At 69.6% G+C, this 25363-nt stretch carries 27 protein-coding genes; 7 read left to right on the forward strand and 20 right to left on the reverse strand.

Annotation, left to right across the window (positions count from 1 at the left end; genetic code table 11):
- Positions 1-448: 448 nt before the first annotated feature.
- Complete coding sequence (gene orn, locus TX83_RS20685; RefSeq protein WP_064749874.1) at positions 449-1015, reverse strand: oligoribonuclease; 567 nt, start codon at positions 1013-1015, stop codon at positions 449-451.
- A gap of 69 nt (positions 1016-1084) precedes the next feature.
- Here orn and TX83_RS20690 point away from each other — a divergent pair, with 69 nt between their 5' ends.
- Positions 1085-1570, forward strand: a complete 486-nt coding sequence (locus tag TX83_RS20690; RefSeq protein ID WP_064749875.1) for a DUF2721 domain-containing protein — start codon at positions 1085-1087, stop codon at positions 1568-1570.
- Between the two features lie 64 nt (positions 1571-1634).
- Positions 1635-2114 (forward strand): DUF2721 domain-containing protein, encoded by a 480-nt coding sequence (locus tag TX83_RS20695; RefSeq protein WP_261370229.1) that lies wholly within the window; start codon positions 1635-1637, stop codon positions 2112-2114.
- Positions 2115-2124: 10 nt separating this feature from the next.
- Here TX83_RS20695 and tadA read toward each other — a convergent pair whose 3' ends face one another.
- From tadA to TX83_RS20715, 4 genes are all read right to left on the reverse strand, one after another.
- On the reverse strand, positions 2125-2604 hold the full coding sequence (tadA, locus tag TX83_RS20700; protein ID WP_261370230.1) for a tRNA adenosine(34) deaminase TadA: 480 nt from the start codon (positions 2602-2604) through the stop codon (positions 2125-2127).
- Between the two features lie 83 nt (positions 2605-2687).
- Positions 2688-2891, reverse strand: a complete 204-nt coding sequence (locus TX83_RS20705; protein WP_064749876.1) for a hypothetical protein — start codon at positions 2889-2891, stop codon at positions 2688-2690.
- 488 nt (positions 2892-3379) lie between these two features.
- Positions 3380-4162: an SDR family oxidoreductase gene (locus tag TX83_RS20710; RefSeq protein ID WP_064749877.1), complete on the reverse strand. Its 783-nt coding sequence runs from the start codon at positions 4160-4162 to the stop codon at positions 3380-3382.
- The gene (locus tag TX83_RS20715) at positions 4159-4485 is read right to left on the reverse strand and encodes a nuclear transport factor 2 family protein (protein WP_064749878.1); all 327 of its coding nucleotides are present in this window, start codon (positions 4483-4485) and stop codon (positions 4159-4161) included. The genes TX83_RS20710 and TX83_RS20715 overlap by 4 nt, the downstream gene beginning before the upstream one ends.
- Positions 4486-4587: 102 nt before the next feature.
- On the opposite strand from TX83_RS20715, the gene TX83_RS20720 reads away from it, so the two are divergent.
- Positions 4588-5499: a LysR family transcriptional regulator gene (locus tag TX83_RS20720; RefSeq protein ID WP_064749879.1), complete on the forward strand. Its 912-nt coding sequence runs from the start codon at positions 4588-4590 to the stop codon at positions 5497-5499.
- Between the two features lie 269 nt (positions 5500-5768).
- On the opposite strand, the gene guaA is transcribed toward TX83_RS20720, so the two are convergent.
- From guaA to folD, 3 genes are all read right to left on the reverse strand, one after another.
- Positions 5769-7337: a glutamine-hydrolyzing GMP synthase gene (guaA, locus tag TX83_RS20725; protein WP_064749880.1), complete on the reverse strand. Its 1569-nt coding sequence runs from the start codon at positions 7335-7337 to the stop codon at positions 5769-5771.
- 163 nt (positions 7338-7500) lie between these two features.
- Entirely contained in the window at positions 7501-8958 is a 1458-nt protein-coding gene (gene guaB / locus TX83_RS20730) for an IMP dehydrogenase (RefSeq protein WP_064749881.1), read from the reverse strand.
- A gap of 202 nt (positions 8959-9160) precedes the next feature.
- A complete protein-coding gene (gene folD / locus TX83_RS20735; protein ID WP_425605993.1) occupies positions 9161-10069 on the reverse strand; it encodes a bifunctional methylenetetrahydrofolate dehydrogenase/methenyltetrahydrofolate cyclohydrolase FolD in 909 nt (302 codons plus the stop codon).
- 112 nt (positions 10070-10181) lie between these two features.
- Between folD and TX83_RS20740 the strand changes: the two genes are divergently transcribed.
- Positions 10182-10517, forward strand: a complete 336-nt coding sequence (locus TX83_RS20740) for a DUF1244 domain-containing protein (RefSeq protein WP_064749883.1) — start codon at positions 10182-10184, stop codon at positions 10515-10517.
- A 151-nt stretch (positions 10518-10668) separates the two neighbouring features.
- Here TX83_RS20740 and TX83_RS20745 read toward each other — a convergent pair whose 3' ends face one another.
- A complete protein-coding gene (locus TX83_RS20745; RefSeq protein WP_064749884.1) occupies positions 10669-11694 on the reverse strand; it encodes a DUF2272 domain-containing protein in 1026 nt (341 codons plus the stop codon).
- Positions 11695-12022: 328 nt separating this feature from the next.
- On the opposite strand from TX83_RS20745, the gene TX83_RS20750 reads away from it, so the two are divergent.
- Positions 12023-12820: an alpha/beta hydrolase gene (locus TX83_RS20750; protein ID WP_064749885.1), complete on the forward strand. Its 798-nt coding sequence runs from the start codon at positions 12023-12025 to the stop codon at positions 12818-12820.
- Between the two features lie 34 nt (positions 12821-12854).
- Complete coding sequence (locus tag TX83_RS20755; RefSeq protein WP_064749886.1) at positions 12855-13229, forward strand: RidA family protein; 375 nt, start codon at positions 12855-12857, stop codon at positions 13227-13229.
- Here the strand turns inward: TX83_RS20755 and aroQ are convergent.
- The 11 genes from aroQ to ndk form a co-directional block, all read right to left on the reverse strand.
- Positions 13226-13786: a gamma subclass chorismate mutase AroQ gene (gene aroQ, locus TX83_RS20760; protein ID WP_064749887.1), complete on the reverse strand. Its 561-nt coding sequence runs from the start codon at positions 13784-13786 to the stop codon at positions 13226-13228. The genes TX83_RS20755 and aroQ overlap by 4 nt on opposite strands.
- Positions 13776-14939 (reverse strand): molybdopterin-synthase adenylyltransferase MoeB, encoded by a 1164-nt coding sequence (moeB, locus tag TX83_RS20765; protein ID WP_064749888.1) that lies wholly within the window; start codon positions 14937-14939, stop codon positions 13776-13778. The genes aroQ and moeB overlap by 11 nt, the downstream gene beginning before the upstream one ends.
- Positions 14940-15237: 298 nt before the next feature.
- On the reverse strand, positions 15238-16458 hold the full coding sequence (locus TX83_RS20770) for a molybdopterin molybdotransferase MoeA (protein ID WP_064749889.1): 1221 nt from the start codon (positions 16456-16458) through the stop codon (positions 15238-15240).
- A gap of 67 nt (positions 16459-16525) precedes the next feature.
- Complete coding sequence (gene mobA, locus TX83_RS20775) at positions 16526-17116, reverse strand: molybdenum cofactor guanylyltransferase (protein WP_064749890.1); 591 nt, start codon at positions 17114-17116, stop codon at positions 16526-16528.
- 127 nt (positions 17117-17243) lie between these two features.
- A complete protein-coding gene (der, locus tag TX83_RS20780; RefSeq protein WP_064749891.1) occupies positions 17244-18644 on the reverse strand; it encodes a ribosome biogenesis GTPase Der in 1401 nt (466 codons plus the stop codon).
- Between the two features lie 286 nt (positions 18645-18930).
- Positions 18931-20178 (reverse strand): outer membrane protein assembly factor BamB, encoded by a 1248-nt coding sequence (gene bamB / locus TX83_RS20785; protein WP_064749892.1) that lies wholly within the window; start codon positions 20176-20178, stop codon positions 18931-18933.
- Positions 20178-20807 (reverse strand): YfgM family protein, encoded by a 630-nt coding sequence (locus TX83_RS20790; RefSeq protein ID WP_064749893.1) that lies wholly within the window; start codon positions 20805-20807, stop codon positions 20178-20180. Before TX83_RS20790 ends, bamB begins: the two co-directional genes overlap by 1 nt.
- A 105-nt stretch (positions 20808-20912) precedes the next feature.
- The gene (locus tag TX83_RS20795; RefSeq protein WP_064749895.1) at positions 20913-21731 is read right to left on the reverse strand and encodes a helix-turn-helix domain-containing protein; all 819 of its coding nucleotides are present in this window, start codon (positions 21729-21731) and stop codon (positions 20913-20915) included.
- Positions 21731-22600, reverse strand: coding sequence for a type IV pilus biogenesis/stability protein PilW (gene pilW / locus TX83_RS20800; protein WP_064749897.1), 870 nt, complete (start codon positions 22598-22600; stop codon positions 21731-21733). Before pilW ends, TX83_RS20795 begins: the two co-directional genes overlap by 1 nt.
- Positions 22587-23747 (reverse strand): 23S rRNA (adenine(2503)-C(2))-methyltransferase RlmN, encoded by a 1161-nt coding sequence (gene rlmN / locus TX83_RS20805; protein WP_064749916.1) that lies wholly within the window; start codon positions 23745-23747, stop codon positions 22587-22589. Before rlmN ends, pilW begins: the two co-directional genes overlap by 14 nt.
- A 163-nt stretch (positions 23748-23910) precedes the next feature.
- Positions 23911-24336 carry a nucleoside-diphosphate kinase gene (gene ndk / locus TX83_RS20810; protein ID WP_064749899.1) on the reverse strand — a complete coding sequence of 142 codons (426 nt, stop codon included), beginning with the start codon at positions 24334-24336 and terminating at the stop codon, positions 23911-23913.
- 282 nt (positions 24337-24618) lie between these two features.
- Here ndk and TX83_RS20815 point away from each other — a divergent pair, with 282 nt between their 5' ends.
- Positions 24619-25239, forward strand: coding sequence for a TetR/AcrR family transcriptional regulator (locus tag TX83_RS20815; RefSeq protein WP_064749901.1), 621 nt, complete (start codon positions 24619-24621; stop codon positions 25237-25239).
- The last annotated feature ends 124 nt before the right edge of the window (positions 25240-25363 follow it).

Genomic DNA, 25363 nt, shown 5'->3' on the forward strand with positions numbered 1-25363 from the left:
GCGATACCACGCCGCTTTCCGAAGCCGGCGCCTCCTCCAGAGAAACCATCGCCCTAAAACGGCCGAAGCCCGGTGGCCCGGGCTTCGGTGGCTTGCGCTTGCATACGTCGCTGCGGTTGTCGCGGCTCGCGCCGCTCCTGCAAGAGCCAGCCTTGGGTAGGAGCGACGCAAGTCGCGACCGCAGGACGCGCAGAGGCGACCGTACCGCCGCCAATCATCGAAGCCGCGACCTCCCGCCTGTAGGAGCGGCGTAAGCCGCGACAGCCGCAGCGGCGCGATACCACGCCGCTTTCCGAAGCCGGCGCCCCCGCCAGAGAAACCATCGCCCCAAAACGGCCGAAGCCCGGTGGCCCGGGCTTCGGTGGCGTGCGCTTGCGTACGTCGCTGCGGGTGGCCGCGACTTGCGCCGCTCCTACCCACGCCGGGCGGCGCTTTTTGCAGGCGCCGCTCAGCCCAGGCCGCCCAGCTTGCCCATCGCGCCGCGGTAATGGCGCAGTTCGGCGATCGAGTCCATCACGTCGCTCAGCGCAGTGTGCTTGCTGTCCTTGCTGACCCCGGCCAGCACCTCGGGCGCCCAGCGCCGGGCCAGCTCCTTGATCGTGCTGACGTCGAGGTTGCGGTAATGGAAGTACTTCTCCAGCCGCGGCATGCAGCGGTGCAGGAAGCGGCGGTCCTGGCAGATCGAGTTGCCGCAGATCGGCGACGTGTTCGCGGGCACCCACTGGCCCAGGAACTCCAGGGTGCGGCGCTCGGCCTCCTCCATCGGCACGCCCTGCTCCAGCACCCGCGCCCACAGGCCGGAGCGGCTGTGCTGGTTGCGGTTCCACTCGTCCATCGCCTGCAGGCGCTCCAGCGGATGGGCGATCGCCAGCTCGGGGCCCTCGGCCAGCACGTTGAGCTGCGCGTCGGTGACCACGGTGGCGATTTCCAGGATCGAATCCCGGTCGGTGTCCAGGCCGGTCATCTCCAGATCGATCCAGATCAGCCGGTGCTCGTGCCCAGTCTTGTCGGTCATAGCCTCGCCGTCGTGTCCGTGTCGCGGCATGATAGCCGACAGCCCCGCCGCCCCGCTTTCCGCACCGCAATGAGCCAGACCGCCGCCTACGCCCACTACGCGATCCTGACCGCGATGCTGGCCCCCGCGTTCTTCCTGACCGCGACCGCCTCGCTGCTGCTGTCGGCCAACAACCGCCTGGCCCGGGTCATCGACCGCGCGCGGGTGCTGCTGAAGGAGCTGGCCGAGACCGAGGACGCCGAGGAGCGCGAGCTGATCGAGCGCCACATCCTGCGCCAGAAGCGCCGCAGCCGGATCATCCTGCGCGGCAGCCAGCTGCTTTACACGGCGATCAGCTTCTTCGTCGGCACCAGCCTCAGCGTCGCCGGCGACGCCTTCCTCGGCTACCGGCTCGGCGCGATCCCGACCGCGCTGGCCGCGCTCGGCGTGCTGGCGATGTTCGCCGCCAGCCTGCTGCTGGCGCGCGAGTCGGCGCTCGCGGTCGAGGCGGTCAACGAAGAGATGGACCACGGCCATGCCAGCGCGATGAAGCGCTGGGCCAAGCCGCGCGCCTGAGCCCCTCCGCCGCCGTTGCCGCATCATTGCCCGGCCCCACATCGCCGCCCTCCCGGAGCCCGCCATGCCCGACCCGCTGCAACTGAGCCAGCACTACAGCGTGGTCTCGGCGATGATCACGCCGGCGTTCTTCCTGACCGCGACCGCTTCCTTGCTGGTGTCGTCGAACAACCGCCTGGCGCGCATCGTCGACCGCCTGCGCCAGCAGTTGGCGACCCTGGAATCGACCCGCGACGAGGCGACCCGGCAGTATCTGGAGGCGCGCATCATCCTGCACCGGCGACGGGTGCGGCTGGTGCTGATTTGCCTGCAGTTGCTGTACGGCGCGATGACCGCCTTCGTCGCCACCAGCCTGGCGATCGGCATCGACCAGTTCACCGAATTCCGCTACCTGCGCGGCGTGCCGACCGGGCTGGCGATGTGCGGCGTGCTGCTGGTGCTGGCGGCCTCGATCAACCTCGGTCGCGAGGCGCGGATGAGCGTGACCATGCTCGACGCCGAGGTGAAGCGCGAGTTCGACCGCGACAACCCGCCGCGGCCGTGACGCGTCACGCTTAGGCCGGCTTGCCGCGCTTGCGGCGGAAATAAGCGGTCAGGCGCGCCCCGGCCTCTTCGCCGAGCACGCCGCCGCGGACCTCGACCCGGTGGTTGTGGCGCGGGTCGGCGAGCAGGTCGAACACGCTGCCGGCGGCGCCGGTCTTGGGGTCGCGGGCGCCGTACACCACCCGCGCCACCCGCGCATGCACCATCGCCATCGCGCACATCGCGCAGGGCTCCAGGGTCACGTACAGGGTCGCGCCGAGCAGACGATGGTTGCCGATCGCACGGCCGCCCTCGCGCAGGGCGACGATCTCGGCGTGGGCGCTGGGGTCGTGGCTGCCGATGTTGCGGTTCCAGCCCTCGCCGATCACCGCGCCCTCGGCCGAGACCAGCACCGCGCCGACGGGAATCTCGTCTTCTTCGCGCTCGGCGCGCTCGGCCAGCGCCAACGCATGGCGCATCCAGCCTTCGTCGATGTCGTCCTGCTCGCTCACTGCGCCCGCTCTGGCCGCAGTCGCGCGGCCTTGGAAGCGGGCATTATCCCCGACCCGCGGCGCGCACGCACCGCGCGACCGGCTCAGCCGCGCGGTTCGCCCGGACGCATCGGTCGCGCAGCCGCGGCCGGCGCCGCCTTCGCGCGCGCGGACACCGCCGCCGGCGTGCGGTGCGCGCATTCGACCCGCTCCACCATCTGCGGCAGCGAGGCGCGATGCGCGGACGCGGCCATCAGCAAATGCGGCAGGGCCAGCAGCGCCGCCGCCAGCGGCAGGTATCGAGGCATCGTCGGAACTCCTGTACGGCGAGCGTGCGCGGCCGCGCGCGGGGCAGCGCGACCTGTACTGATACGACGAACCGGACCGGGCGCAATCGACACGGGCGCTCCGGCGGGGGGGCGGCCGGGGCAGCGGGCACGGCGGTTCGAGCGCCCAGGCTACGCCCGGTCGCGGCCAGGTTCTGTCCTCGATCGTTCGGATCGGGGTGGCGGAGTGACGCAGGGCGCAGCCGGCGGCGCACACGTCGGCCGCTGCGGGGTAGGAGCGACGCAAGTCGCGACCGCGGACCGCGCAGAACCTGCGCCGACGATCGAAGCCGCAGACTGTCGCCTGTAGGAGCGGCGTGAGCCGCGACAGCCGCAGCGGTGCAATACCACGCCGTTACCGAAGCCGGCCGCCCCCAAAGAACCGCCCCAAAAAAACGACCGAAGCCCGGAGGTCCGGGCTTCGGGTCGTCGCGCTTGCGTAGCTCGCTTCGGTCGGCCGCGGCTGTCAGCTACAGAGTGGGAACAGTGCCGCCGTCGATCCGGTACTCGGCCCCTGCGATCGAAGCCGATCGCGGAGACGCCAGGAAGACGATCAAATCTGCGACTTCCTGGGGTTGTGCGGGTCGACCCACGGGAATTCCTCCCAGCCAATCCATGATGATTTTCTTGCCGCCCTCGTAGTCCGTTCCTGCCTGATCGGCCGTCCGCCGGGCAAACGCGACGGATGCCTCGGTCTCGATCCAGCCCGGCGCCACGCTCAGCACCCGAACGCCCTTGGGCGTCACCTCGCGCGCCAGCGACTTGCTGTACGTCGTGAGGGCCGCCTTGGCCGCTGCATAGGCGGTGGTGGACTCCGGCAGAGGCAGCACGCGCTGGATGGAGCTGACGTGGATGATGACTCCCGACCCTTGAGCCAGCATCGCTGGCAGCAGCGCACGATCCAGGCGTACCGCAGGCATCAAATTCAGATTCAGCTCGGCGAACCAGTACTCATCGCTGATCGCAGCGAAACCGCCGCCGGGCGTCTTCGACCCGCCGAGCACGTTGATCAAGATGTCGACGCCACCCCAATCCTGCAGGATGGTCCGAGCGAGGTGACTCGTACCTTCCGCCGTCGACAGGTCGGCGGCCACATAGTCGACGCCCTCCACCGGCTCCGCCGGCACGGTGCGTGCGGAGGTCGCCACCCGAGCGCCGGCCTCCGCAAGCGTTTTAACGACTGCAGCGCCCAGGCCCAGCGTGCCGCCGGTGACCAAAGCACGCAGGCCATTCAGGCGAAGGTCGAAGCTCATGCCGTGATCTCCAGCGATGCGATCAGGCCGCGTTCCAGGCGAAAGCGGTAAGACAGAACGATCGGGCTGCCCGGGAAGTTGCCGCTGACGTTGGCGCGGACGAGTTGAAAGCCGTCCTCCCGCTCGATGGCGAACGGCACGCTCGTCGCGCTGTACTTGGCCGATGCCTCGGCCAGAAAGGCTTTGATCGCGTCGATGCCGGTGTAGGTGTGCCCGTCGTCCTTCATGACGGCTTGCGCCGTGAAGCAATGCGCCAAGGCTTCAGGGGTGTGTTCGGCCGCGAAGTACGCGGCAATCGGCTCGGGGAGAGTCAGGGTGTCCATGTCGTCGGTTCCGTGGGGCCAGTGGAGGCCTCAGGATGCGCGTCGGCATTAATTCAGTGAATGCCCTAGAATCCGTATGGGCTATGTAGGAATACATACATAATGCGCGGATCCGACTTCGCTGAGCTGAAGGCCTTCGTAGCCGTCGTGGAGCGCCAGAGCTTTGCCCGGGCGGCCGAGTACCTGGGCCTGTCGCCTTCGGCACTCAGCCAGACGATCCGGCAGCTCGAAGACCGCATCGGCGCCCGCCTGCTGAATCGCACGACGCGAAGCGTCGCGCCATCGGCAAGCGGCGAACGGCTTTACCGGCGCATAGCGCCGTTGATTCGGGAGATGGCGGCGGCCGTCGCCGAAGCCAGCGAGGCGACCGGGCAGATGAGCGGCACGCTGCGGATCAACACGCTGGGGATCGCCGCCCGGACCATCATCGCGCCCCGGCTTTCGCGCTTCCATCAAGCGCACCCCGACGTGGTTCTGGACATCGTGGTCGACGATGCGCTGGCCGACATCGTCGCCGGGCGCTTCGACGCGGGCATCCGCGTGGGCGGGCAGCTCGAAAAGGACATGGTGGCCGTGCGTCTTACGCCGGACCTGGACATGGTGGCCGTGGCGTCCCCGGACTACCTCGCGCGTCGGGGAACCCCCAAGTCGCCCGCCGAGTTGCACGGCCACGCCTGCATCAACTGGCGGCTGCAGATGGACGGCAGGCACTATCGCTGGGAGTTCGAGAAACGAGGACAACGACTCGAAGTCGCCGTGGACGGCCCCGTCGTCACCAATCACGCCGACATCGGCATTGCGGCTGCATTGGGCGGGCTCGGCATCGCCTATCACTTCGAGCGAGATGGCGTGGCCGAACTCTTGGCCCAGGGACGGCTGGTCCAGGTCCTGGCGGACTGGTCGATCTCGCGCCCAGGCCTATTCCTCTACTACCCGAACCGGCAGCATCGACCGGCCCTGCTGGGCGCGTTCATCGACTGTCTGTTGGATCGAAAACCGTTCGATCGGCTCTAGGCCCCAGGAAAGGGCACCCATGAGCGACGACGCGTCGAGCTTTCCCGGGGCGGCTTTCCCGAGGAGACTTTTGCCGTCAAAGACCGGCTTAGTCTGGATCGCAAACGCAAGGGTCTCGACCCGGTTCTCCGGTTCCTACCATCGGCGCTACCGCCAGCCTGTTCTGCTGGCCGGCGATAGTCACCGCGAGCTGCCGACGTACTTATTTCCGAATCAACACGCCCTGACGAGCTTTCGATAGCTGGCGATAGCCCCCACAGGGCCTGACTTCACTCCCACTCGATCGTCGCCGGCGGCTTGCCGCTGATGTCGTAGACCACGCGCGAGACGCCGCGCAGTTCGTTGATGATCCGGTTCGACACCGTGCCGAGGAAATCGTACGGCAGGTGCGCCCAGTGCGCGGTCATGAAGTCGATGGTCTCGACCGCGCGCAGCGCGATCACCCATTCGTAGGCGCGGGCGTCGCCGACCACGCCGACCGACTTGACCGGCAGGAACACCGCGAAGGCCTGGCTGGTCTTGTCGTACAGGCCGGCCTTGCGCAGTTCGTCGATGAAGATGTGGTCGGCGCGGGCCAGCAGGTCGGCGTATTCGGGCTTGACCTCGCCGAGGATGCGCACGCCCAGGCCCGGGCCCGGGAACGGATGGCGGTAGACCATCTCGCGCGGCAGGCCGAGTTCGACGCCCAGGCGCCGCACTTCGTCCTTGAACAGTTCGCGCAGCGGCTCGACCAGGCCGAGCTTCATGTCCTCGGGCAAGCCGCCGACGTTGTGGTGGCTCTTGATCACGTGGGCCTTGCCGGTCTTGCTGCCGGCCGACTCGATCACGTCGGGGTAGATGGTGCCCTGCGCCAGCCATTTGGCGTTCGCAAGCTTGGCCGACTCTTCGTCGAAGATTTCGACGAACAGGTTGCCGATGATCTTGCGCTTGGCCTCCGGGTCGCTGACCCCGGCCAGCTTGGCGAAGTAGCGGTCGGCGGCGTTGACCCGCACCACCTTGACGCCCATGTGCTCGGCGAACATCGCCATCACCTGGTCGCCTTCGTTGTAGCGCAGCAGGCCGGTGTCGACGAACACGCAGGTCAGCTGGTCGCCGATCGCCTTGTGCAGCAGCGCCGCGACCACCGAGGAATCGACCCCGCCGGACAGGCCGAGGATGACCTCGTCCTGGCCGACCTGCTCGCGCACGCGGGCGATCTGGTCGTCGATGATGTGGGCGGCGGTCCACAGAGTCTGGCAGCCGCAGATATCGACCACGAAGCGGCGCAGCAGGGTCAGGCCCTGCTTGGTGTGGGTGACTTCGGGATGGAACTGCACGCCGTACCAGCGGCGCGCGTCGTCGGCGAAGGCGGCGACCGGGATGCGGTCGGTCTTGGCGGTGACGACGAAGCCTTCCGGCGCCTTGGCGACGTGGTCGCCATGGCTCATCCACACGTCCAGGCGCGGCGGCGAACCCGGGTGATCCTTGAGCCCGTCGAACAAACGGTCCTGGGCCACCAACTGCACTTCGGCATGGCCGAACTCGCGTTGGTCGGCGGCCTCGGTGGCGCCGCCGAGCTGCACCGCCATGGTCTGCATGCCGTAGCAGATGCCGAGGATCGGCAGGCCGGCGTCGAACACCTGCTGCGGTGCGCGCGGCGAATCCTGCTCGGTGGTCGACTCCGGGCCGCCCGACAGGATGATGCCCTTGGCGCCGTAGGCGGCGATTTCGGCCGGATCGTGGTCCCAGGCCCAGATTTCGCAGTACACGCCCAGTTCGCGGATGCGGCGGGCGATCAGCTGGGTGTACTGCGCGCCGAAATCGAGGATCAGGATTTTGTCGCTGTGGATGTCGGTCATGGGGCCGGGATTAGGGAGTGGGGATTCGCAAAAGCGTCGGTTCGAACAACGGATGCGGGATTCGCCGAATAGACATGGGTTAGCGGGGGATCGAGGCGCCGGACTTTGCCGAATCGCCCATCCCGAATCCCGGCTCCATCCATCCCGAATCCCGCGCGCCGGCTCAGCCGGCGCGATAGTTCGGCGGTTCCTTGGTGATCTGCACGTCGTGGACGTGGCTTTCGCGCGAACCAGCGTTGGTGATTCGCACGAAGCTGGGCTTCTTGCGCATTTCCTCGATGGTCGCGCAGCCGACGTAGCCCATGGTGGCGCGCAGGCCGCCGGCGAGCTGGTGGACCACGCCGCGCAGCGGGCCGCGGTACGGCACCCGGCCTTCGATGCCTTCCGGCACCAGCTTGTCGGCGTCGGAAGCGTCCTGGAAATAGCGGTCCTTGGAGCCCTGCTCCATCGCGCCGATGCTGCCCATGCCGCGGTAGCTCTTGTAGCTGCGGCCCTGGAACAGTTCGACCTCGCCCGGGGCCTCCTCGGTGCCGGCGAACAGGCCGCCGACCATCACCGTCGAGGCGCCGGCGACCAGCGCCTTGCCGATGTCGCCGGAATAGCGGATGCCGCCGTCGGCGATCAACGGAATGCGGTCCTGCAGCGCCTCGGCGACCATCGCCACGGCGGTGATCTGCGGCACGCCGACGCCGGCGACGACGCGGGTGGTGCAGATCGAACCGGGGCCGACGCCGACCTTGACCGCGTCCGCGCCGTGGTCCATCAGGGCCAGGGCCGCGTCGCCGGTGACGATGTTGCCGCCGATCACCTGCAGCTGCGGGAAGCGGGTCTTGACCCACTTGACCCGGTCGAGCACGCCCTGCGAATGGCCGTGCGCGGTATCGACCACGATCACGTCCACGCCGGCCGCGGCGAGCGCTTCTACGCGCGCTTCGGTGTCGCCGCCGACGCCGACCGCGGCGCCGACCAGCAAGCGCTCGGCGCTGTCCTTGGCGGCGTTGGGGTTGTCGGTCTTCTTCTGGATGTCCTTGACCGTGATCAGGCCGCGCAGCTCGAAGCCGTCGTTGACCACCAGCACCTTCTCGATCCGGTGCTTGTGCAGCAACTGCAGCACTTCTTCGTCGCTGGCGCCTTCGTGCACGGTGATCAAGCGCTCGCGCTTGGTCATGATGTGGCGGACCGGATCGTCGAGCTTCTTCTCGAAGCGCATGTCGCGGCTGGTGACGATGCCGACCAACTGGCCGCCGTCGACCACCGGCACGCCGGAGATGTTGCGCGCCCGGGTCAGCTTCAGCACTTCGCCGATGGTCGTTTCCGGACCGACGGTGAACGGTTCTTTGATGACCCCGGCCTCGAACTTCTTGACCTGGGCGACCTGGGCCGCCTGGGCCTCCAGGCTCATGTTCTTGTGGATGATGCTGATGCCGCCGAGCTGGGCCAGGGCGATCGCGAGGCGGGCTTCGCTGACCGTGTCCATGGCCGCCGACAGGATCGGCAGGCGGATCGACAGGTCGCGGGTCAGGCGGGTGGAGAGGTTTACGTCCTTAGGCAGGACGATCGAATGCGCGGGGACGAGGGAGACATCGTCGTAAGTCAGCGCTTCAGCCTGGATGCGCAGCATAGGCGGGCCCGGGAGGATGAAGCGCGCCATTGTACCCCGGGAAGCGGGGATTAGGGATTCGGGATTCGGGATTGGTCGTTGCGGTGGTGCGGGGAGTCGGGATTGGGGAGTCGGGATTGGTTGGGCCAGGACGGTGGGCAGCAGGGGCGAACCTGAACGAAGCCGCCGAATCCCGACTCCCCCAATCCCCAATCCCCGCCCCTCAGCCCGCGGCCTCGGCCGCTTCCAGGGTGTTCTGCATCAGGGTCGCGACGGTCATCGGCCCGACCCCGCCCGGGACCGGGGTGATCCAGCTGGCGCGCTGGGCCGCGGCGGCGAAGCCGACGTCGCCCACCAGGCGGCCGTCGTCGAGGCGGTTGATGCCGACGTCGATGACCACCGCGCCGGGCTTGACCCATTCGCCGGGGATCAGGTCGGGGCGGCCGACCGCGACCACCAGGATGTCGGCGTTGCGCACCGACTGCTCCAGCACCGCGGCCGGGGTGAACTTGTGGCAGCTGGTGACGGTGCAGCCGGCGATCAGCAGCTCCAGCGCCATCGGCCGGCCGACGTGGTTGCTGACGCCGACGATCGTCGCGCTCTGCCCGCGCACCGGCCGGTCGGTGTAGCCGAGCAAGGTGGTGATGCCGCGCGGGGTGCAGGGCCGCAGGCCGAACTGGCGCAGCATCAGGTGGCCGACGTTCTCGGGATGGAAACCGTCGACGTCCTTGCGCGGGTCGATGCGGTGGATCAGCGCGGTGGCGTCGCGGCGGTCCGGCAGCGGCAGCTGGACCAGGATGCCGTGCACCTCCGGGTCGGCGTTGAGCCGGTCGATCAGCGCCAGCAGCGCGGCGTCGTCGGTGTCGGCCGGCAGGTCGTAGTCGATCGCGCGGATGCCGACCTTCTGCGCGGCGCGGCGCTTGTTGCGCACGTACACGCTGGAGGCCGGGTCGTTGCCGACCAGCACCACCGCCAGCCCCGGCCGCGCCTTGCCGGCGGCGATGCGCGCGTCGACCTGGGCCTTGAGGTTGTCGAGCAACTCGTCGGCGATGCGTTTGCCGTCGAGGATGCGGGCCGGGTGCGGAGTAGACGTCATGCGGGTCGGCGCTGAGGTAGAGTCGGGGCCGCGCATTATCGCTCATTCCCCGCGCCGGTTTTGCCGCGGGGCGCTCGCGCCGGGCCCGCCGCCGCGCTGCCGCTCCCTTCTTCCCGCCCTGCCCGCACGATTCCACGAGTCCGCCGCCATGACCCACCCCGCCCCGCCCGCCGACCACGCCCCGCGCGACCACGAGACCCTGGCCATCGAGGCTGCCGCCTTCCGCCGGCTGCTCGCCCACCTGATGCAGGAGCGCCCGGAGGTGCAGAACATCGACTTGATGATCCTGGCCGGCTTCTGTCGCAACTGCCTGGCCGACTGGTACCGCGAGGCCGCCGAGGCGCGCGGCATCGCCATGAGCAAGGACGAGGCGCGCGAGGCGGTGTACGGCATGCCATTCGCGCAGTGGAAGGCGCAGCACCAGAAGGACGCCACGCCGGAGCAGCTGGCCGCGTTCGAGGCGGCACAGCAGCGGCACGCTTGAACGAGCGGCGGCTTCGGTCGCCTGCGCTCGCGCACGCCGCTGCTACAGGAAGGCGGCGGCGCGGCGAGATCGGAGCATGGCGGTCGCGGCTTGCGCCGCTCCTACCCCGTCCCGGCGCCCCCCTCAATCCCCAATCCCCAATCCCGGCCACTCACTCCTGCTGCGGTCGCACCGACGGGACATTGGGATTCGGGCAGCGCGGCACGCCGGAGCCGACCACGCATTGGACGCAGCAGCCCTGCGGCTCGCTGGCCGGCGCCTGCTGCGGCGCGTACAGGGGCTGCGGCGGCGCCAGCGTCGCCAGCGCGGCGTCCGGCTTGAGCTTGAGCAGCGCCGACCAGTCCATCTTGTTCATGTCGCAGGCCGACACGGTGTCCGGCGAGCACTCCACCTGGGTTTCGCTGCGCAGCGGCAGCGGCCAGAACTGGCCGTTGCGGTTGACCGCCATCATCCGCATCGTCGCGCCCTGCTGGACGTTACCGCCGATCAGATAGGCCTTGCCGTCGTTGTCCGGATTGACCGCGACGACGATGTCGCAATGCATGTTCAAGCCGCCGTCGCCGTTGAGCGCAGCGGTCAGCCCCGCATGCCCGTACACCCGGGTGCTGGAGCGCACCGCGCACAGCAGGTCGCCGACCGCCGGGTTCGCGGCGGCCGGGTCCAGGTACTGGAACGGGCTCTGTTCCGGCGTGCGGTAGGCGTCGCGCACGTAGTCGTAATGGCTGGCCGAGGGCCGGAAGCCCGGCACCGCCGCCTTCATCATCACGTAGGACACGAAGGCCGCCGACCAGGGGTGGTCGATCAGGAACGCGCGGCACGCGGTGGTCGAATACGCACTGCCGTAGGGATCGAAGCACTGTTCGGCACCGGCGAAACCGGCCATGCGCTGCAGCAGCCCGGTGTCGCGCCAGTAGCCGGCGGTGCGGCGCCAGGTCTCGGTGGCGCCGTCCTCCAGTCGCGCACGCTCGGCCTCGCTGACGGTCGCGCTGGCGAGCCGGCCCTGGGTATCGATGAAGGGCCGGTACCACTGCAGGTTTTCGTCGCAGGCCGCGGCGGCGATGCGGGTCGCCGCATCGGCGGCGGCGGCCTGGCCGCGCAGGCGCGGACAGGCGTCGGCGGCCACCGCCGAGGCGCTGGCCGAAAACAGGACACAAGCGAGCACGAACGAACGCAACATCGAATCCTTTCTCCTGGTGGGGGGGCATCGCCGCGGGTCCGCCGTCCGCGGCATCGCTCGGCGACGACCGGCGGCGGCGGTGAAGCGAGCGGCGGCAGCGCCGCAGCCCGCGACCTTACCCGCAAGCGCCTTAACTGCCGCAACGCGATGCCCGCCGCGAGCCTGCGGCCAGCCTATCGCCCGACCGTGCAAAGCGCGTGATCGCCGCCGGTCTCTGGCGACCGGCGAGCGCGCGGGTTATCGTCGCCGGGAACGTTATCGAACCGACGCACGAACCGAACCGCCCGGGCCGCCGCGTCGCGGCCCCCGACCAGGAACGCTCCGCCCGATGGCCCGCACGCCCCGTTTGCTCCCGTCCCTCGCCGCGTTGGCCGGCGTCGCCGCCGCCGGTTACCTCAGCATCTGCGGCTGGCTGTACGTGAAGCAGCGCGAACTGATGTATTTCCCGCAGAACACCCGCCTGCGCGCCCACACCACCGACTACACCGTCGATCGCGGCGACATCGTGCTGCGCGGCTGGCGGCTCAACGCCGGACGCGACAAAGCGCTGATCTATTTCGGCGGCAACGCCGAGCGGATCGAAAACATGCGCGAGACGCTGGCGCGCTGGTTCCCCGACCGCACCGTCTACCTGCTGTCCTATCGCGGATTCGGCGCCAGCGACGGCCGCCCCGAAGAAGCGGCGCTGTTCGCCGATGCGCTGGCCACCTTCGACCAGGTCTCGCGCGAGCATCCCAAGCAGCCGATCGCGGTGATCGGCCGCAGCCTCGGCAGCGGCGTCGCCAGCTACGTCGCCAGCCGCCGCCCGGTCGAGCGCCTGGCCCTGGTGACGCCGTTCGACAGCCTCAGCGAAACCGCGCAGGCGCACTACCGCTGGCTGCCGACGCGCTGGCTGGTGCGCGACCGCTACGAGTCGGTCAAGCATCTGCGCAACTACTTCGGCCCGATCCTGATCGTGCGCGCCAGCCACGACGACGTGATCCCGCCGCCGAACACGCAACGCCTGATCTACTCGCTGCAGACCCGCACCCAGGGGCTGGAAGTCGTGCAGTTGAACGGCGCCGACCATCACAACATCGGCCAGTACCCGGAGTACGCTGAGGCACTGCAAGGTTTCATCGACTGATCCGTCCTTCGCTTCCCAACGCCGGGGCCCGTCCATGCAACTGCAACGCCGCGAAATCCGTCCGACCGAAGTGTCGTATTCGCAAGCGCTCGAGATCACCGGCTTCAAGCGCTTGGTGTTCGTCAGCGGCCAGTTGCCGCAGTGCGAGGAATGCATCCTGCCCAAGGACTTCGACGGCCAGTGCCGGCGCGCCTGGAGCAACGTCCAGCGCCAACTCGAAGCCGCCGGCATGAGCTTGGCCAATCTGGTCAAGGTGACCACGTATCTGAGCGACCGCCGGCTGCGCAAGCGCAACTACGAAATCCGCCACGAGGTGCTGGGCGAACACGCGCCGGCGCTGACGGTGATCATCGCCGACCTGTACGAGGAAGGCTGGATGGTCGAGATCGAGGCGATCGCCGCCGATTAGGGCGCGCGCCGGCACAGATCGCCGAGCGCGCGGCTCAAGGCGATGCGGTGCAGTTCGTCCAGTCGTCGCCTGCGCGCGGCCCGCTCGCGCGCGCGCCGCGCCTGCGTCGCGCAATCCGCGCGCGCGGCGTCGTTCAAGCCCTGGCCCAGCGCGTCGAGCAGTTCGCCGTTGAGGCGATCCAGCCGCGCCCGGACCGCGTCCAGGTCGGCCGCGGCTTCGCCGCGCCGCGGCGGCTCGCCGAGCAGGCGATACTGGACCAGCTTGTTGGCTTCGAACTGGGCGCGGAAAAACCCGGTCGCGGCCTCGTGCGGCAGGCCGCGCGCGACGGCGGCCTGGCCGAGCCGCTCGAGTTGTTCGCGTTCGCGCGCCGCGTCTTCGACCGGCCGGCCGCTGCGGCGCTTGCTCGCCGCGACCTGGTCGGCGAGCCGCAGGCGTTGCGCGCTGAGGTCGGCCAGACGCTCCAACGCCGACGGCGTCTGCGCGGTCGCCGGCAGCGCCGACGACAGCAGGCCCGCCAGCAGCCAGGCGGCGAGCCGGGCGCCTCGTTCAATGCGCACTGCAGAACGCCTGATAGTCGATATAGCCGGGAAACTCGCGCCCCGCCGCGCACACCGGGCAATCCGGGTCGGGGCGCAGGCGGGTCTCGCGGAAACGCAGGCCGAGCGCATCGAAATGCAGCAAGCGCCCGGCCAGCGGCTCGCCCAGGCCGAGGATCAGCTTGACCACCTCGGTGGCCTGGATCAGACCGATCACTCCCGGCAGCACGCCGAGCACGCCGGCTTCGGCGCAATTGGGCGCCGCTTCCGGCGGCGGCGGTTCGGGAAACAGGCAGCGGTAGCAGGGTTTTTCGCCGCGATGGCGGCCGGCGTCGAACAGGCTGACCTGGCCTTCGAAGCGATGGATCGCGCCGTACACCAGCGGCTTGGCGAGTTTGACGCAGGCGTCGTTGAGCAGATAACGCACCGGGAAATTGTCGGCGCCGTCGAACACCACGTCGGCCGCGCCGATCAGGCGCTCGACGTTGTCGGCGGTGATGCGTTCGGCGAAGGTCTCCACCCGCACGCGCGGGTTGAGCGCCTGCAGCGCGATCTTGGCCGACTCGACCTTGCTCGTGCCGATGCGCTGCTCGGTGTGCAGGATCTGCCGCTGCAGGTTGCTGCGGTCGACCACGTCGTCGTCGGCCAGCACCAGCGTGCCGACCCCGGCCGCGGCCAGGTAGAACGCCGCCGGCGAGCCCAGGCCGCCGGCGCCGACCATCGCCACCCGCGCCGCCTGCAGCTTGCGCTGCCCGGTTTCGCCGACTTCGGGCAGGCGCAGATGGCGCGAATAGCGATCGTAGAAATCGCGCTCGGCCTCGGTCTGGCGCAGGTCGGCCAGCGGCAGTCCGTCGGCGATCCAGGCGGCGGTGCCGCCGTCGACCGAGGCCACGCGCGCGTAGCCGGCATCGAGCAAGGCCTGCGCGGCGCGCAGCGAGCGAGCGCCGGACTGGCAGATCAATACGACCTCGGCGCCGCGATCGGGCAGGAACGCCTGCGGATCGGCTTCCAGCGCGTCCTTGGCCACGCCGAGCGCATGCTCGGCCTGGCCGGCAGCGCGTTCGTGCGCCTCGCGCACGTCGATCAGGACCGCACCGGCCTGCTGGCGCGCGCGCGCCTGTGCGGGAGAGATCCTCTCGGGGGCGCCCCGTTCGGGGATGGGTTCGATGCTCATGCCCGGATTATCCGCTTTCGCAGGCGAGGCGGCAGGCAAACGCGGGGACGCAGCGTTGCGCAGGGCGGCGGTTGGGGGCCGGCTCGTCTCGCTGCCCTGCTCACGCAAGCGGGAGAGGGGCTTTCAACCCGATGGGGGTGCAGAACTCGCCCGACGGCGAAACCGAGCCCTCTCTCCCGCGAGGACTCTCAACACAGCGGCGCGGTCGCCGCAGAACTCGCCCCGGCCGCAGAACAGAGCCCCCCTCCCGCTTGCGGCAGCGAGGTTGGGATGAGGGCACAACACTGCCGAACCGAACTCACCCCAGCGCGTAAGGCCAAACCTCCATCACCGCGCCCTCGCCTAGCTGCTGCGGCCCCTCCGGCACCATCATCAGCGCCTCCGACTCGGCCGCGGCGCGCAGCCGGTGCGAGCCGGTGGCCGGATTCGGGTCGACCCAGAGCACCCCGGCATCGTCGCTGCGCAGCCGCGCGCGCACGAACTCGCGCCGCGGATGGGTCTTGTCGATGCCGCCGACCAGGCGCGCGCGCAGCGTCGGCCGCGGTTCGCTGCGGCCCTGCAAGCCATCGACCAAGGCCCGGCCGAAAGTCAGATAGGTCGCCAGCACCGAGACCGGATTGCCCGGCAAGCCGAGCATCCGGGCCTGGTCCATGCTGGCGAACAGCAGCGGCATGCCCGGACGCATGCGCACCTTCCACAGATGGATGCGGCCGAATTCGCCCAGCACCGCCGGAATGTGATCCTTCTCCCCGGCCGACACCGCGCCGCAGGTGAACACCAGATCGAAGGCGCAGGCGGCGTCGCGTAAGGCGATCTCGACCTGCCTGGGGTCGTCGGGCAAGCGCGGCCAGGCGGTCGGCTCCAGGCCGTCGGCGCGCAACAGGCCCATCAGCAGTTCGCGGTTGCTGTCGTAGATCTGCCCCGGCCGCAGCGGCATGCCGGGCTCGACCAGTTCGTCGCCGCTGGTGAACACCGCCACGGTCGGGCGCCGCCGCACCTCGAGCGAGGACAGGCCCAGCGAGGCCGCCAGCGACACCCGTGCCGGGGTCAGCACCTGCCCGGCCTGCAGCAATCGTTCGCCTTCGCGCACGTCCTCGCCGGCATAGCGCACGTGGTGGCCGCGCTGGCAGGCCGGAATCAGCGCCAGCTCGCCATCCAGGCGCACGTTCTCCTTGATCGCGATCGTGTCGGCGCCGGCCGGCAACGGCGCCCCGGTGGTGATGCGCACGCATTCGCCCGGCCCCAGCCGCCAGTCGCCGGCGAGCCCGGCGAATTGCTCGCCGACGATCCGCAGCGGGGTCAGCTCGCCGCTCAGATCGGCGTGACGGAACGCGTAGCCGTCCATCGCGCTGTTGTCGAACGGCGGCAGCGGCAGTCCGGCGTCGACGTCGCGGGCCAGGATGCGGCCGTGGCTGCGCCCCAGCGACAGGGTCTCGCTATCGAGCCGATGCGCGGCGGCGACCTCGGCGACGATCGCCATCGCCTCCTCGAACAACAGCCCGGTCGGGAAATCGGTCATGGCACGGGATTCTCTGGATCTCGGAAATCGGGGGCGGACGACGAGGACGCGCGGCGGCGCGGCCGGTTCAATCGCCCGGACCGGGGACGAAACCGGCCGCGGCCAGGTCGTCGGGCGTGTTGAGGTTGCCGAAGCGTAGGCCATCCAGGCGCAACGCGGCCATGCCGAGTCCGGTCTGCAGCTCGCGCACCGCCCAACGCTGAGCGTCGGCCGCCTGCGCCAGCGCCTGGCGCAGCGGCGCCGCCGGCCACAGCGCGAACAGCGGCTGCACGCCGTCGTCGTCGATCGCATAGGCGCCCTGCCCGTCCTGCGCCGCGATCAGCGCCGGCAGCAACTCCGGCCCGGCATCGACGGCGTCGACCGGCAGAGTGAACAGCCAAGGCGTCGTGCAGGCGGCCGCCAAGGCCTCCAGGCCGCCGAACGGGCCGACGTCGCACAGGTTGTCGCGCACTGCGCTCAGGCCGTGCGCGGCATAGCGCCCCGGATCGCGATTGGCGCTGATCCGCACCACCCCGACCCGGTCGCGGAAACGCCGCACCAGACGCAGCACCTGGGCTTCGCCCTCGCGCTGCAGCCACGCCTTGTCCAGCCCGCCGAGCCGGCTGGCGCGGCCGCCGGCAAGGATGCCCAGGGTCAGTTCGGAACGCTCGATCGGCATGGAGAAGGGGCCTGCGGCGGCGACGGTTCCATTCTGCCTGCAGTGCGCGACGCCGGCGCCGCCCCAGTCCGCGCCGAAAAGAAAAACCCCGCGCGATGGCGGGGCTTTTGCGGCGATGCGGCCCCGCTTACTTGCCGCGCTTGACGTGGCGGATCAGACGCCGCTTCTTCGCCACCTGGCGCTCGGTCAGCACGTTCTTCTTGCCTTCGTACGGGTTGCTGCTGTCCTTGAACACGAACCGCACCGGCGTGCCGACCAGCTTGAAGCGCTTGCGGAAGAAGTTCTCCAGATAACGCTTGTAGCTGTCGGCCAGGGTGCGCAGGCGGGTGCCGTGGACGACGAAGGTCGGCGGATTGGTGCCGGCCGGATGGGCGAAGCGCAGCTTGGCCACGTGCCCGCGCACCACCGGCGGCGGATTGCTTTCGTAGGCGATTTCCAGGGCCTTGGTCACTTCGCTGGTGCCGATCTCGGTGGTCGCCGAGGCGTGCGCGCGATGGATCGCGGCGAACAGCTCGCGCAGGCCGGAGCCGTGTTTGGCGCTGATCCGCACCGGCTCGGCCCATTCGACGAAGGCCAGCTTGCGGCGCAGCAGGTTCTCGGTCTGCTGGCGCTGGTACTCGGTCTGCCCGTCCCACTTGTTGACCGCGATCACCAGCGCGCGGCCGGAGTCGAGCGCGTAGCCGAGCACGCTGGCGTCCTGGTCGGTGACGCCTTCGCCGGCGTCGAGCATGACCACCGCGACCTGGCACTGCTCGATCGCCTGCAGGGTCTTGATGATCGAGAACTTCTCCACCGCCTCCTCGACCTTGGACTTGCGCCGCACGCCGGCGGTGTCGACCAGCCGGTACAGGCGGCCGTCGCGCTCCATGTCGATCGCGACCGAGTCGCGGGTGGTGCCCGGCACGTCGGAAGCGATCATCCGCTCCTCGCCGAGCAGGCGGTTGACCAGGGTCGACTTGCCGACGTTGGGGCGGCCGATGAAGGCGACGCGGATGCGCGCGGGGTCGTTGTCGAGTTCGGTCGCGCTGCCTTCCTCGGGCAGGCGGCCCAGCACTTCGCTCAACAGCTCGTCCAAGCCCTGCCGGTGCGCCGAGGACACCGCGATCGCGTCGCGGATGCCGTAGCGGGCGAAGTCGTTGATCGCCTCGCGCGCGTCGATGCCGTCGGTCTTGTTGACCACCAGCAGGGTCGGCCGCGCGGTCTTGCGCAGCCAGGCCAGGATCTCGTCGTCCAGCGCCGAGGCGCCCTCGCGTCCGTCGACCACGAACAGGACCAGATCGGCTTCCTCGGCCGCGGCGCGCGCCTGGCGCGCGGTCGCGCCGGCCAAGCCCTCGTCCTCGCCGGCGATGCCGCCGGTGTCGACCACCGCGAACGGGCGCTGGCCCTCCGGCCGGCACACGCCGTAGTGGCGATCGCGGGTCACCCCCGGCTCGTCGTGGACGAGCGCGTCGCGGCTGCGCGTCAGCGCATTGAACAAGGTGGATTTTCCGACGTTGGGCCGGCCAACGAGGGCGACGAGCGGGAGCATGTGTTTGGAGCCGAAAGTGGGGATTTGGGATTCGGGATTCGCGAGAGGCGGCGATGCCGCCGCTCAGAGCTGCGAAGCCTACGGAGGGTGCAATAGTGCCAGAACGGCGGGGATTGGGGATTTGGGATTCGGAATTCGTAAAGCGGCAGGCCGGCTGGCCGGTGCCAAATCCCGGCTCCAGAAAAGCCGAAGGCCCGGACCGGCTGCGCCGACCCGGGCCCTGCGCCAGATCAGAAACTCGGCGGGACCCCATCGAATCCCAGATCCCGAATCCCTACTCCCGGCTTTACTGCAACTTGAACGCCGTCAGCTCGCCTTCGACGTTCTGCACCACCAGCACGCCGTCGACGACGACCGGATTGGCGCGCAGGGCCTTGCCGCCGACCCGGGCACGGGCGGCGAATTCGCCGGTGTCGAGCTTGAGCCAGTGGATGTAGCCGTCGTAGTCGCCGACCACCGCGTAGTCGCCCTGCACCGCGGCGCCGGACAGGTTGCGGCGCGCCAGGGAGGGCTGCTGCCACAGGGCGCTGCCGCTGGCCTTGTCGAGGCCGAACACCAGGCCGGTCGGATCGGCCACGATCAGGCGGTCGCTGCCGACGCCGAGACGGCCGACGCCGCCGTGGTCGCTGACCCAGATCGGGCGGCCGCTGGGCGCGTCGATGGCGACGGTGCGCTTCTTGAAGCTGGTGGCGTACAGGACCGCGCCTTCCAGCACCGGGGCGCCGTCGACGTCGGCCATGCGGTCCAGTTCGCTGCGGCCTTCCGGCAGCGCCACCGGCGCGTCCCAGGTCGGGCGGCCGTCGTTGGCGGCCAGCGCGTTGAGGGTGCCGTCGTCGTTGCCGACGAAAACGTAGCCCGGGCCCAGGGTCGGCGAGGCGTTGCCGCGCACCGACAGCATCGGCACTTCATGGCTCCAGAACCAGCGGCGTTCGCCGCTGGCGGCGTCGAAGGCGGTGACGCGGCCGTCGTTGGAACGCACGAACACCATGCCCAGGCCGATCGTCGGCGCGGCGATGACCTCGTTGGAGACCTTGGCCTTCCACTTTTCGGCGCCGGTGGCCGCGTCGAGCGCGATCACTTCGCCGTCCAGGCCGCCGATCACGACCAGGCCGTCGCCCGCGCCGGGGCCGCCGGACAGGTGGATGTCCTTGTCCTTCTTGTCCTTGTCTTCGCGCTTGGGCACGTAGTGCCAGACTTCCTTGCCGGTCTGCAGGTCGTAGGCATGCACGCCGCCCTTGATCGCCGCGGCGTAGACGCGGCCGTCGGCCACGGCCGGGCCCTGGCGCACGCCGATCCGGTCTTCGCCCTTGCCGGCGTTGACCGACCAGATCTTGTCGACCTTGACGCTGGGCGTGATGTCGGTGAGTTCGGTCGGCTCGTTGGGCTTGCCGTCGTCCTTCTTGCCGCCGCCGAACCAGCCCTTGACCGTCGAGCAGCCGCTCAATGCCACCGCGCACAAGGCGACGGCGGCGAAGCGGGCGACGTTACGAGCCGGGGAAAACGACGGCGAACCACCCGCATTAACGTACTTCATCAAGACTTGGCCTCGGGCTTGACCGGCGTGCCGCCGGCTTCGGTGAGCTTGAGTTCGAGCAGGCGGCGACGCGGCGATTCGGCGTCGAGCTTGGCCAGGGCGGCGCTGTATTCGGTGCGCGCCAGCTCGGCCTTGCCGAGCGCGAACTGGGCGTCGCCGCGGACTTCGATCGCCATCGGCGACTGCGACTTGGCCAGCAGCTTGAGCGCTTCGGCCGGCTGCTTGGCGTCGATCAACAACCGCGCCAGGCGCTGGTTGACGATCTCGGCGACGGCGGCGTCGTCGGTCTTGATCGCCTTCAAGGTGGCGACGGCGGCATCGCGCTGACCGGCTTCGATCTGGTTCTTGGCCAGGTCCAGCGCCGCCAGGGTCTGGTACATGCCCGCCGGCAGCGCCTTGACCTTGGCGGCCGCGGTCTTGTCCTTGGCTTCGATCGCGTCGACCGCGGTCTGGAACTGGTTGGCGGTGCGCGTGTGCTGTTCGAGCTGGTGGTTGCCCCACCACTTCCAGCCGCCGATCGCGGCCAGGCCGAGGGCGACGCCGCCGATCAGGGCCGCGCCGTTCGCGCGCAGCCAGGCCAGTACGCGTTCGCTTTGTTCGTGTTCGTCGAGCAGATCGTCAATTGCCATTAGGCCGTACGCCGCCGTGCAAGGGCCTCGCCCGGGCGGGCGCGGCCAGAGTCAATGGGAACCGGCCCGCGCGGGCCGGCGATGGTCGCAACCCCGCAGCGCGGCTCAGTTCGAGGCCGGCGCGAGGGAACCGTCAGAGGATAGCGTAAAGCGGGCCACGCTTCCGCGGCTGAACGGAGCCAGATCGACCGCCTCGCCCGCCTTGCGCACTTCCACGCCCGGCACGTTGCCGAGCTTCACGTAGCCGATCTCGGCGAGTTCGTAGCTACGGGTCTGGCCGGCCTGCACGGTGCCCTCGTCGAGCACCCGGCCGTCGCCGCTGCGCACCTGGATCCAGCTTTCGCCGGTGAAGTTCAGGGTCAGGGTCTTCTGCGCCGGCACCGCCGCGGGCAAGGGCGCGATCGAGGCGATCAGCGGCGTGCGCTGCGGCGCCTGCGCCGTGGCCGGATGCTGCGCCTGGGCGGCGTCGGCACCGGCCGGCATGGCCGGCATTTCCAGCGACTGCACCGCGACCTGGTTGCCCAGGTGCGGACGGGTCGCGATCACCACCGGCACCGCGATCGCCGCGGTCAGCACGATATAGATGGCGCGGCGGGTGGTTTGCTCGAACACCCGGCGATAGCGCGGGGTGTGAGTGTGGCTGACGAGTTCGGACGGCGCGGTCGACGCCAGCGGGGTCGCGGCGAGCTGGTCTTCCAGGTCGATGCCGACCAGACGCGCGTAGCTGCGCAGCTGGCCGCGCACGAACACCGGCGCGCCGAGTCGGGCGACGTCGTCGGTTTCCAGCGATTGCACCACGCGGGCCGGCATCCTCAAGCGCGTCGCGACGTCCTCGATGGACAGCCCCGCTGCGATGCGGGCCTGCTTCAGACGCGCGCCGCAGCTTCCGCCGACGTCAGGCGCGAATTCGTTCGACTGCATCATCACCTACCGCCATCCCCCAATCCGGAGCCCTGCGCGTCAGGGAACTCCGCCCTCAGTCGCTGAACGTATCTCGCGGCGGCAGCCGTGTCGCCGAGTTTTTCTTCGATCTGTGACGCAGTCATCAGCGCTTCAGCCGAAACCGGCTGGAGCGCCAGCCGGCGTTCAGAAAATGCGCGCGCTTCGAAGGCATGGCCCAGGCGCAACTGGCGCTTGGCCATCGCGCTCAACGCCATCGCGCTGTTCGGGTCCAGGCTCAGCGCCAGACGCAGGTCGCGGTCGGCGCGCTCGCCCTGGCCGATCTGATCGGCGCAGGCGCCGCTGTTGGCCAATGCCACCGCGGGCGTCGGATAGCGCGGGTCGGCCAGGGTACGGTCGAACCAGCCCATCGCTTCGCTGGCGCGGCCGTTGGCGCACAGCCAGACGCCGTAGTTGTTGAGCGCGGCGCCGCGATCGGGCGCCAGCTCGGCTGCCTTGCGGTAGTAGCCGCCGGCCTTGGCGTTGTCGCCGGCCTGCTCGGCCATCAACGCCATCAGGCTGTAGGCCTCGGCCGACTTGGGATCGAGCTTGACCGCCTGCTTGAGCTCGGCCGCGGCCTTGTCGCGCTCGCCGAGCGAGAGGTAGCGCTGCGCGGCCTGGATCGGGCCGGCGGCGGCGCGCGCGCCGGAAAACTCGCGCTTGTCGCCCACTTCGTAATCGATCGAAGTCTGAGTGAAGCCCTTGCGCTCCATGTTCGGCTTGACGAAGGTCAGCCGGTTGCAGCCGCCGACGGCGAACGCCGCCAGGGCCAACAGGAACGCCGTGCGCAGTGCCCGCCCCGCCGTCGCGGCGGCAGTCGCGGGCGCGCGGCGGGGAAACTCAGGCTGCGGCATCGCCGATGTCCTTATCCAGGCCCTGGGCCTGCAGTTGTTTGCGGAATTCGGCCTGGCGCCGGGTCCGGTCCATGACCTGGCCCTTGAGCTGGCCGCAGGCCGCGTCGATGTCGTCGCCGCGGGTGCGGCGCACCGGCGCGATCATGCCGGCCTCGTTGAGCAGCTTCTGGAAGGCGCGGATGGCCGCGTCGTCCGGGCGCTCGAAGCGGGTGCCGGGGAAAGGATTGAACGGGATCAGGTTGACCTTGGCCGCGTCCTTCATCTGCACCGCGTTGTCGAACTGGCGCAGCAGGCGGACCAGTTGCCGCGCGTGCGTCGGCTGATCGTTGACGCCCTTCATCAAGGTGTACTCGAAGGTCACCGAGGTGCCGCGCTTGCGCAGCGCGTAGCGCACGCAGGACTCCATCAGCTCGGCGATCGGGTACTTCTTGTTGAGCGGCACCAGTTCGCTGCGCAGCTCGTCGTTGGGCGCGTGCAGCGACACCGCCAGCGACACGTCGCTGACCTCGCCGAGCTTATCGATCATCGGCACCATGCCGGCGGTCGACAGGGTCACGCGCTTGTTGGCCAGGCCGTAGCCGAGGTCGTCGCGCATGATGCTCATCGCGCGCACCACGTTGTCGAAGTTCGCCAGCGGCTCGCCCATGCCCATCATCACCACGTTGGTGAGCTTGCGCTGCTGGTGCGGGACGTTGCCGAGGTGGCGCGCCGCGACCCACACCTGGCCGATGATCTCGGCGGTGGACAGGTTGCGGTTGAAGCCCTGGGTCGCGGTCGAGCAGAACTGGCAGTTCAACGCGCAGCCGACCTGCGAGGACACGCACAGCGTGCCGCGGCCCTTGTCGGGGATGTAGACCGCCTCGATGGCGTTCTTGGTGTCCATGCCGAGCAGCCACTTGTGGGTGCCGTCGGCGGAAGGCTTGTCGAACACGACCATCGGCGCGCGCACCTGCGCATGCGCTTCGAGCTTGGCGCGCAGCGCCTTGCCCAGGTCGGTCATGTCGTTGAAGTCGGTGACGTAGCGGTGGTGGATCCACTTCATCACCTGGTGCGCGCGGTAGCGCTTCTCGCCCAGGGTCTGCTCGAAGAAGTCCTCGAGCCGGGTGCGGTCGAGATCGAACAGGTTGGTCTTGCCGTTGTCCGGCACGGCGGAGCCGGCCGCAGCCGGCTTCGCCGCCGCGCCCGCCGGAGCGGGCGCGTCCGCGCGCGCAGCGGTTTCCGCCGCCTGCGCATCGCCGGCGAGCGGAAAGTCGTTTGCGTTGTCGCGGATATCGTTCACTGCGTTGCTCGTAATGCTCGCGTCGAGCCGATCAGCGCGGGTACACGTCGGTGGCCGGGAAGAAGTACGCGATTTCGATCGCGGCGTTCTCCAGGCTGTCCGAGCCGTGCACGGCGTTGGCGTCGATGCTGTCGGCGAAGTCGGCGCGGATCGTGCCCGGCGCGGCGTCCTTCGGATTGGTGGCGCCCATCAGCTCGCGGTTCTTGAGCACCGCGCCCTCGCCCTGCAGGACCTGGACCATCACCGGGCCGCTGATCATGAACTCGACCAGGGCGGCGAAGAACGGACGCTCGCGGTGCACGGCGTAGAAGCCTTCGGCCTCCTGCTTCGAGAGGTGCTTCATCTTGGCGGCGACGACCTTGAGGCCGGCCTTCTCGAAACGGGTGTAGATCTCGCCGACCACGTTCTTGGCAACGGCGTCGGGCTTGATGATGGACAGGGTGCGCTCCAGCGCCATGGATACTCTCCGGGTAGGCGGGCCGCTTGCGGTCGGCCCGAGAATAACAGAAAACCCGCGACGGGACGCGGGTTTAGCCGATATGGCTGCGGTAATTCTAACGGATCGCTAACCGCTTTTGCATCCTCTGGCGGTGTCCGCGACCGGGGCTTCCGCCGCCCCGTACGGATGAGTACGTTTACCGTTGACGAGCCGGGGGCGCCGCGACTAGCATCAAACAAGCGTTTGATTCAGGCCGCGGTCCGCGGTCGCCCGCCCTTTCCGACCGGCCGCACCTCCTCCATGTCCAGCACCGCCCATTTCTCGACCAAGGACCGCATCCTCGGCGCCGCCGAAGAGCTGTTCGCCCAGTTCGGCTTCACCGGCACCTCGCTGCGCCAGGTCACCAGCCGCGCCGACGTCAACATCGCCGCGGTCAACTACCACTTCGGCAGCAAGGAAAACCTGGTCAACGAGGTGTTCCGCCGGCGCATGGACGAAATGACCGGCCAGCGCATGAACGCGCTCAAGGCCGCGGTCGCCGAACACCCGGGCGAGTTGGAGCCGATCCTGGCCGCCTTCGTCGAACCGGCCCTGGCCCTGGCCCAGGACCGCAACGGCGGCGGCGCCTTCGTGCGGGTCATCGCCCGCGCCTACGCCGAGAAGAACGACAGCCTGCGCAAGTTCCTGTCCGACCACTACGGCCACGTCCTGCGCGAGTTCGCCAAGGCCATCGCCGGCGCGGTGCCTGGGCTGAGCAAGGAAGAGCTGTACTGGCGCCTGGACTTCCTGGCCGGCGCGCTGACCTACGCCATGGCTGATTTCGGCCTGATCAAGCGACCCGCCGGTGTCACCGAACAGGCGCACCGTGAACGCGCCGCGCGCGAACTGATCCGTTTCGCCGCCGCCGGCTTCAAGAGCTGAGCGGCGCCAGGCCCGGTCCCGGCGGGGACCGGCGCCGCCGGAGAGCCCAGCGCCCCGGTCGTACCCACCCGCCGCCGAACTCCTCTCGCCCACGCAGATTCCGAATTCCTTCCAAGGAGTTGTA

Source organism: Lysobacter antibioticus HS124 (genome assembly GCF_000336385.2).
Lineage (GTDB): Bacteria > Pseudomonadota > Gammaproteobacteria > Xanthomonadales > Xanthomonadaceae > Lysobacter > Lysobacter firmicutimachus.

Excerpts from the sequence above, each read along its gene's own strand:
- orn (WP_064749874.1), bottom strand. The coding sequence starts at position 1,015 with ATGACCGACAAGACTGGGCACGAGCACCGGCTGATCTGGATCGATCTG.
- TX83_RS20690 (WP_064749875.1), top strand. The coding sequence starts at position 1,085 with ATGAGCCAGACCGCCGCCTACGCCCACTACGCGATCCTGACCGCGATG.
- TX83_RS20695 (WP_261370229.1), top strand. The coding sequence starts at position 1,635 with ATGCCCGACCCGCTGCAACTGAGCCAGCACTACAGCGTGGTCTCGGCG.
- TX83_RS20705 (WP_064749876.1), bottom strand. The coding sequence starts at position 2,891 with ATGCCTCGATACCTGCCGCTGGCGGCGGCGCTGCTGGCCCTGCCGCAT.
- TX83_RS20710 (WP_064749877.1), bottom strand. The coding sequence starts at position 4,162 with ATGAGCTTCGACCTTCGCCTGAATGGCCTGCGTGCTTTGGTCACCGGC.
- TX83_RS20715 (WP_064749878.1), bottom strand. The coding sequence starts at position 4,485 with ATGGACACCCTGACTCTCCCCGAGCCGATTGCCGCGTACTTCGCGGCC.
- TX83_RS20720 (WP_064749879.1), top strand. The coding sequence starts at position 4,588 with ATGCGCGGATCCGACTTCGCTGAGCTGAAGGCCTTCGTAGCCGTCGTG.
- guaA (WP_064749880.1), bottom strand. The coding sequence starts at position 7,337 with ATGACCGACATCCACAGCGACAAAATCCTGATCCTCGATTTCGGCGCG.
- guaB (WP_064749881.1), bottom strand. The coding sequence starts at position 8,958 with ATGCTGCGCATCCAGGCTGAAGCGCTGACTTACGACGATGTCTCCCTC.
- folD (WP_425605993.1), bottom strand. The coding sequence starts at position 10,069 with ATGCGCGGCCCCGACTCTACCTCAGCGCCGACCCGCATGACGTCTACT.
- TX83_RS20740 (WP_064749883.1), top strand. The coding sequence starts at position 10,182 with ATGACCCACCCCGCCCCGCCCGCCGACCACGCCCCGCGCGACCACGAG.
- TX83_RS20745 (WP_064749884.1), bottom strand. The coding sequence starts at position 11,694 with ATGTTGCGTTCGTTCGTGCTCGCTTGTGTCCTGTTTTCGGCCAGCGCC.
- TX83_RS20750 (WP_064749885.1), top strand. The coding sequence starts at position 12,023 with ATGGCCCGCACGCCCCGTTTGCTCCCGTCCCTCGCCGCGTTGGCCGGC.
- TX83_RS20755 (WP_064749886.1), top strand. The coding sequence starts at position 12,855 with ATGCAACTGCAACGCCGCGAAATCCGTCCGACCGAAGTGTCGTATTCG.
- moeB (WP_064749888.1), bottom strand. The coding sequence starts at position 14,939 with ATGAGCATCGAACCCATCCCCGAACGGGGCGCCCCCGAGAGGATCTCT.
- TX83_RS20770 (WP_064749889.1), bottom strand. The coding sequence starts at position 16,458 with ATGACCGATTTCCCGACCGGGCTGTTGTTCGAGGAGGCGATGGCGATC.
- mobA (WP_064749890.1), bottom strand. The coding sequence starts at position 17,116 with ATGCCGATCGAGCGTTCCGAACTGACCCTGGGCATCCTTGCCGGCGGC.
- der (WP_064749891.1), bottom strand. The coding sequence starts at position 18,644 with ATGCTCCCGCTCGTCGCCCTCGTTGGCCGGCCCAACGTCGGAAAATCC.
- bamB (WP_064749892.1), bottom strand. The coding sequence starts at position 20,178 with ATGAAGTACGTTAATGCGGGTGGTTCGCCGTCGTTTTCCCCGGCTCGT.
- TX83_RS20790 (WP_064749893.1), bottom strand. The coding sequence starts at position 20,807 with ATGGCAATTGACGATCTGCTCGACGAACACGAACAAAGCGAACGCGTA.
- TX83_RS20795 (WP_064749895.1), bottom strand. The coding sequence starts at position 21,731 with ATGATGCAGTCGAACGAATTCGCGCCTGACGTCGGCGGAAGCTGCGGC.
- pilW (WP_064749897.1), bottom strand. The coding sequence starts at position 22,600 with ATGCCGCAGCCTGAGTTTCCCCGCCGCGCGCCCGCGACTGCCGCCGCG.
- ndk (WP_064749899.1), bottom strand. The coding sequence starts at position 24,336 with ATGGCGCTGGAGCGCACCCTGTCCATCATCAAGCCCGACGCCGTTGCC.
- TX83_RS20815 (WP_064749901.1), top strand. The coding sequence starts at position 24,619 with ATGTCCAGCACCGCCCATTTCTCGACCAAGGACCGCATCCTCGGCGCC.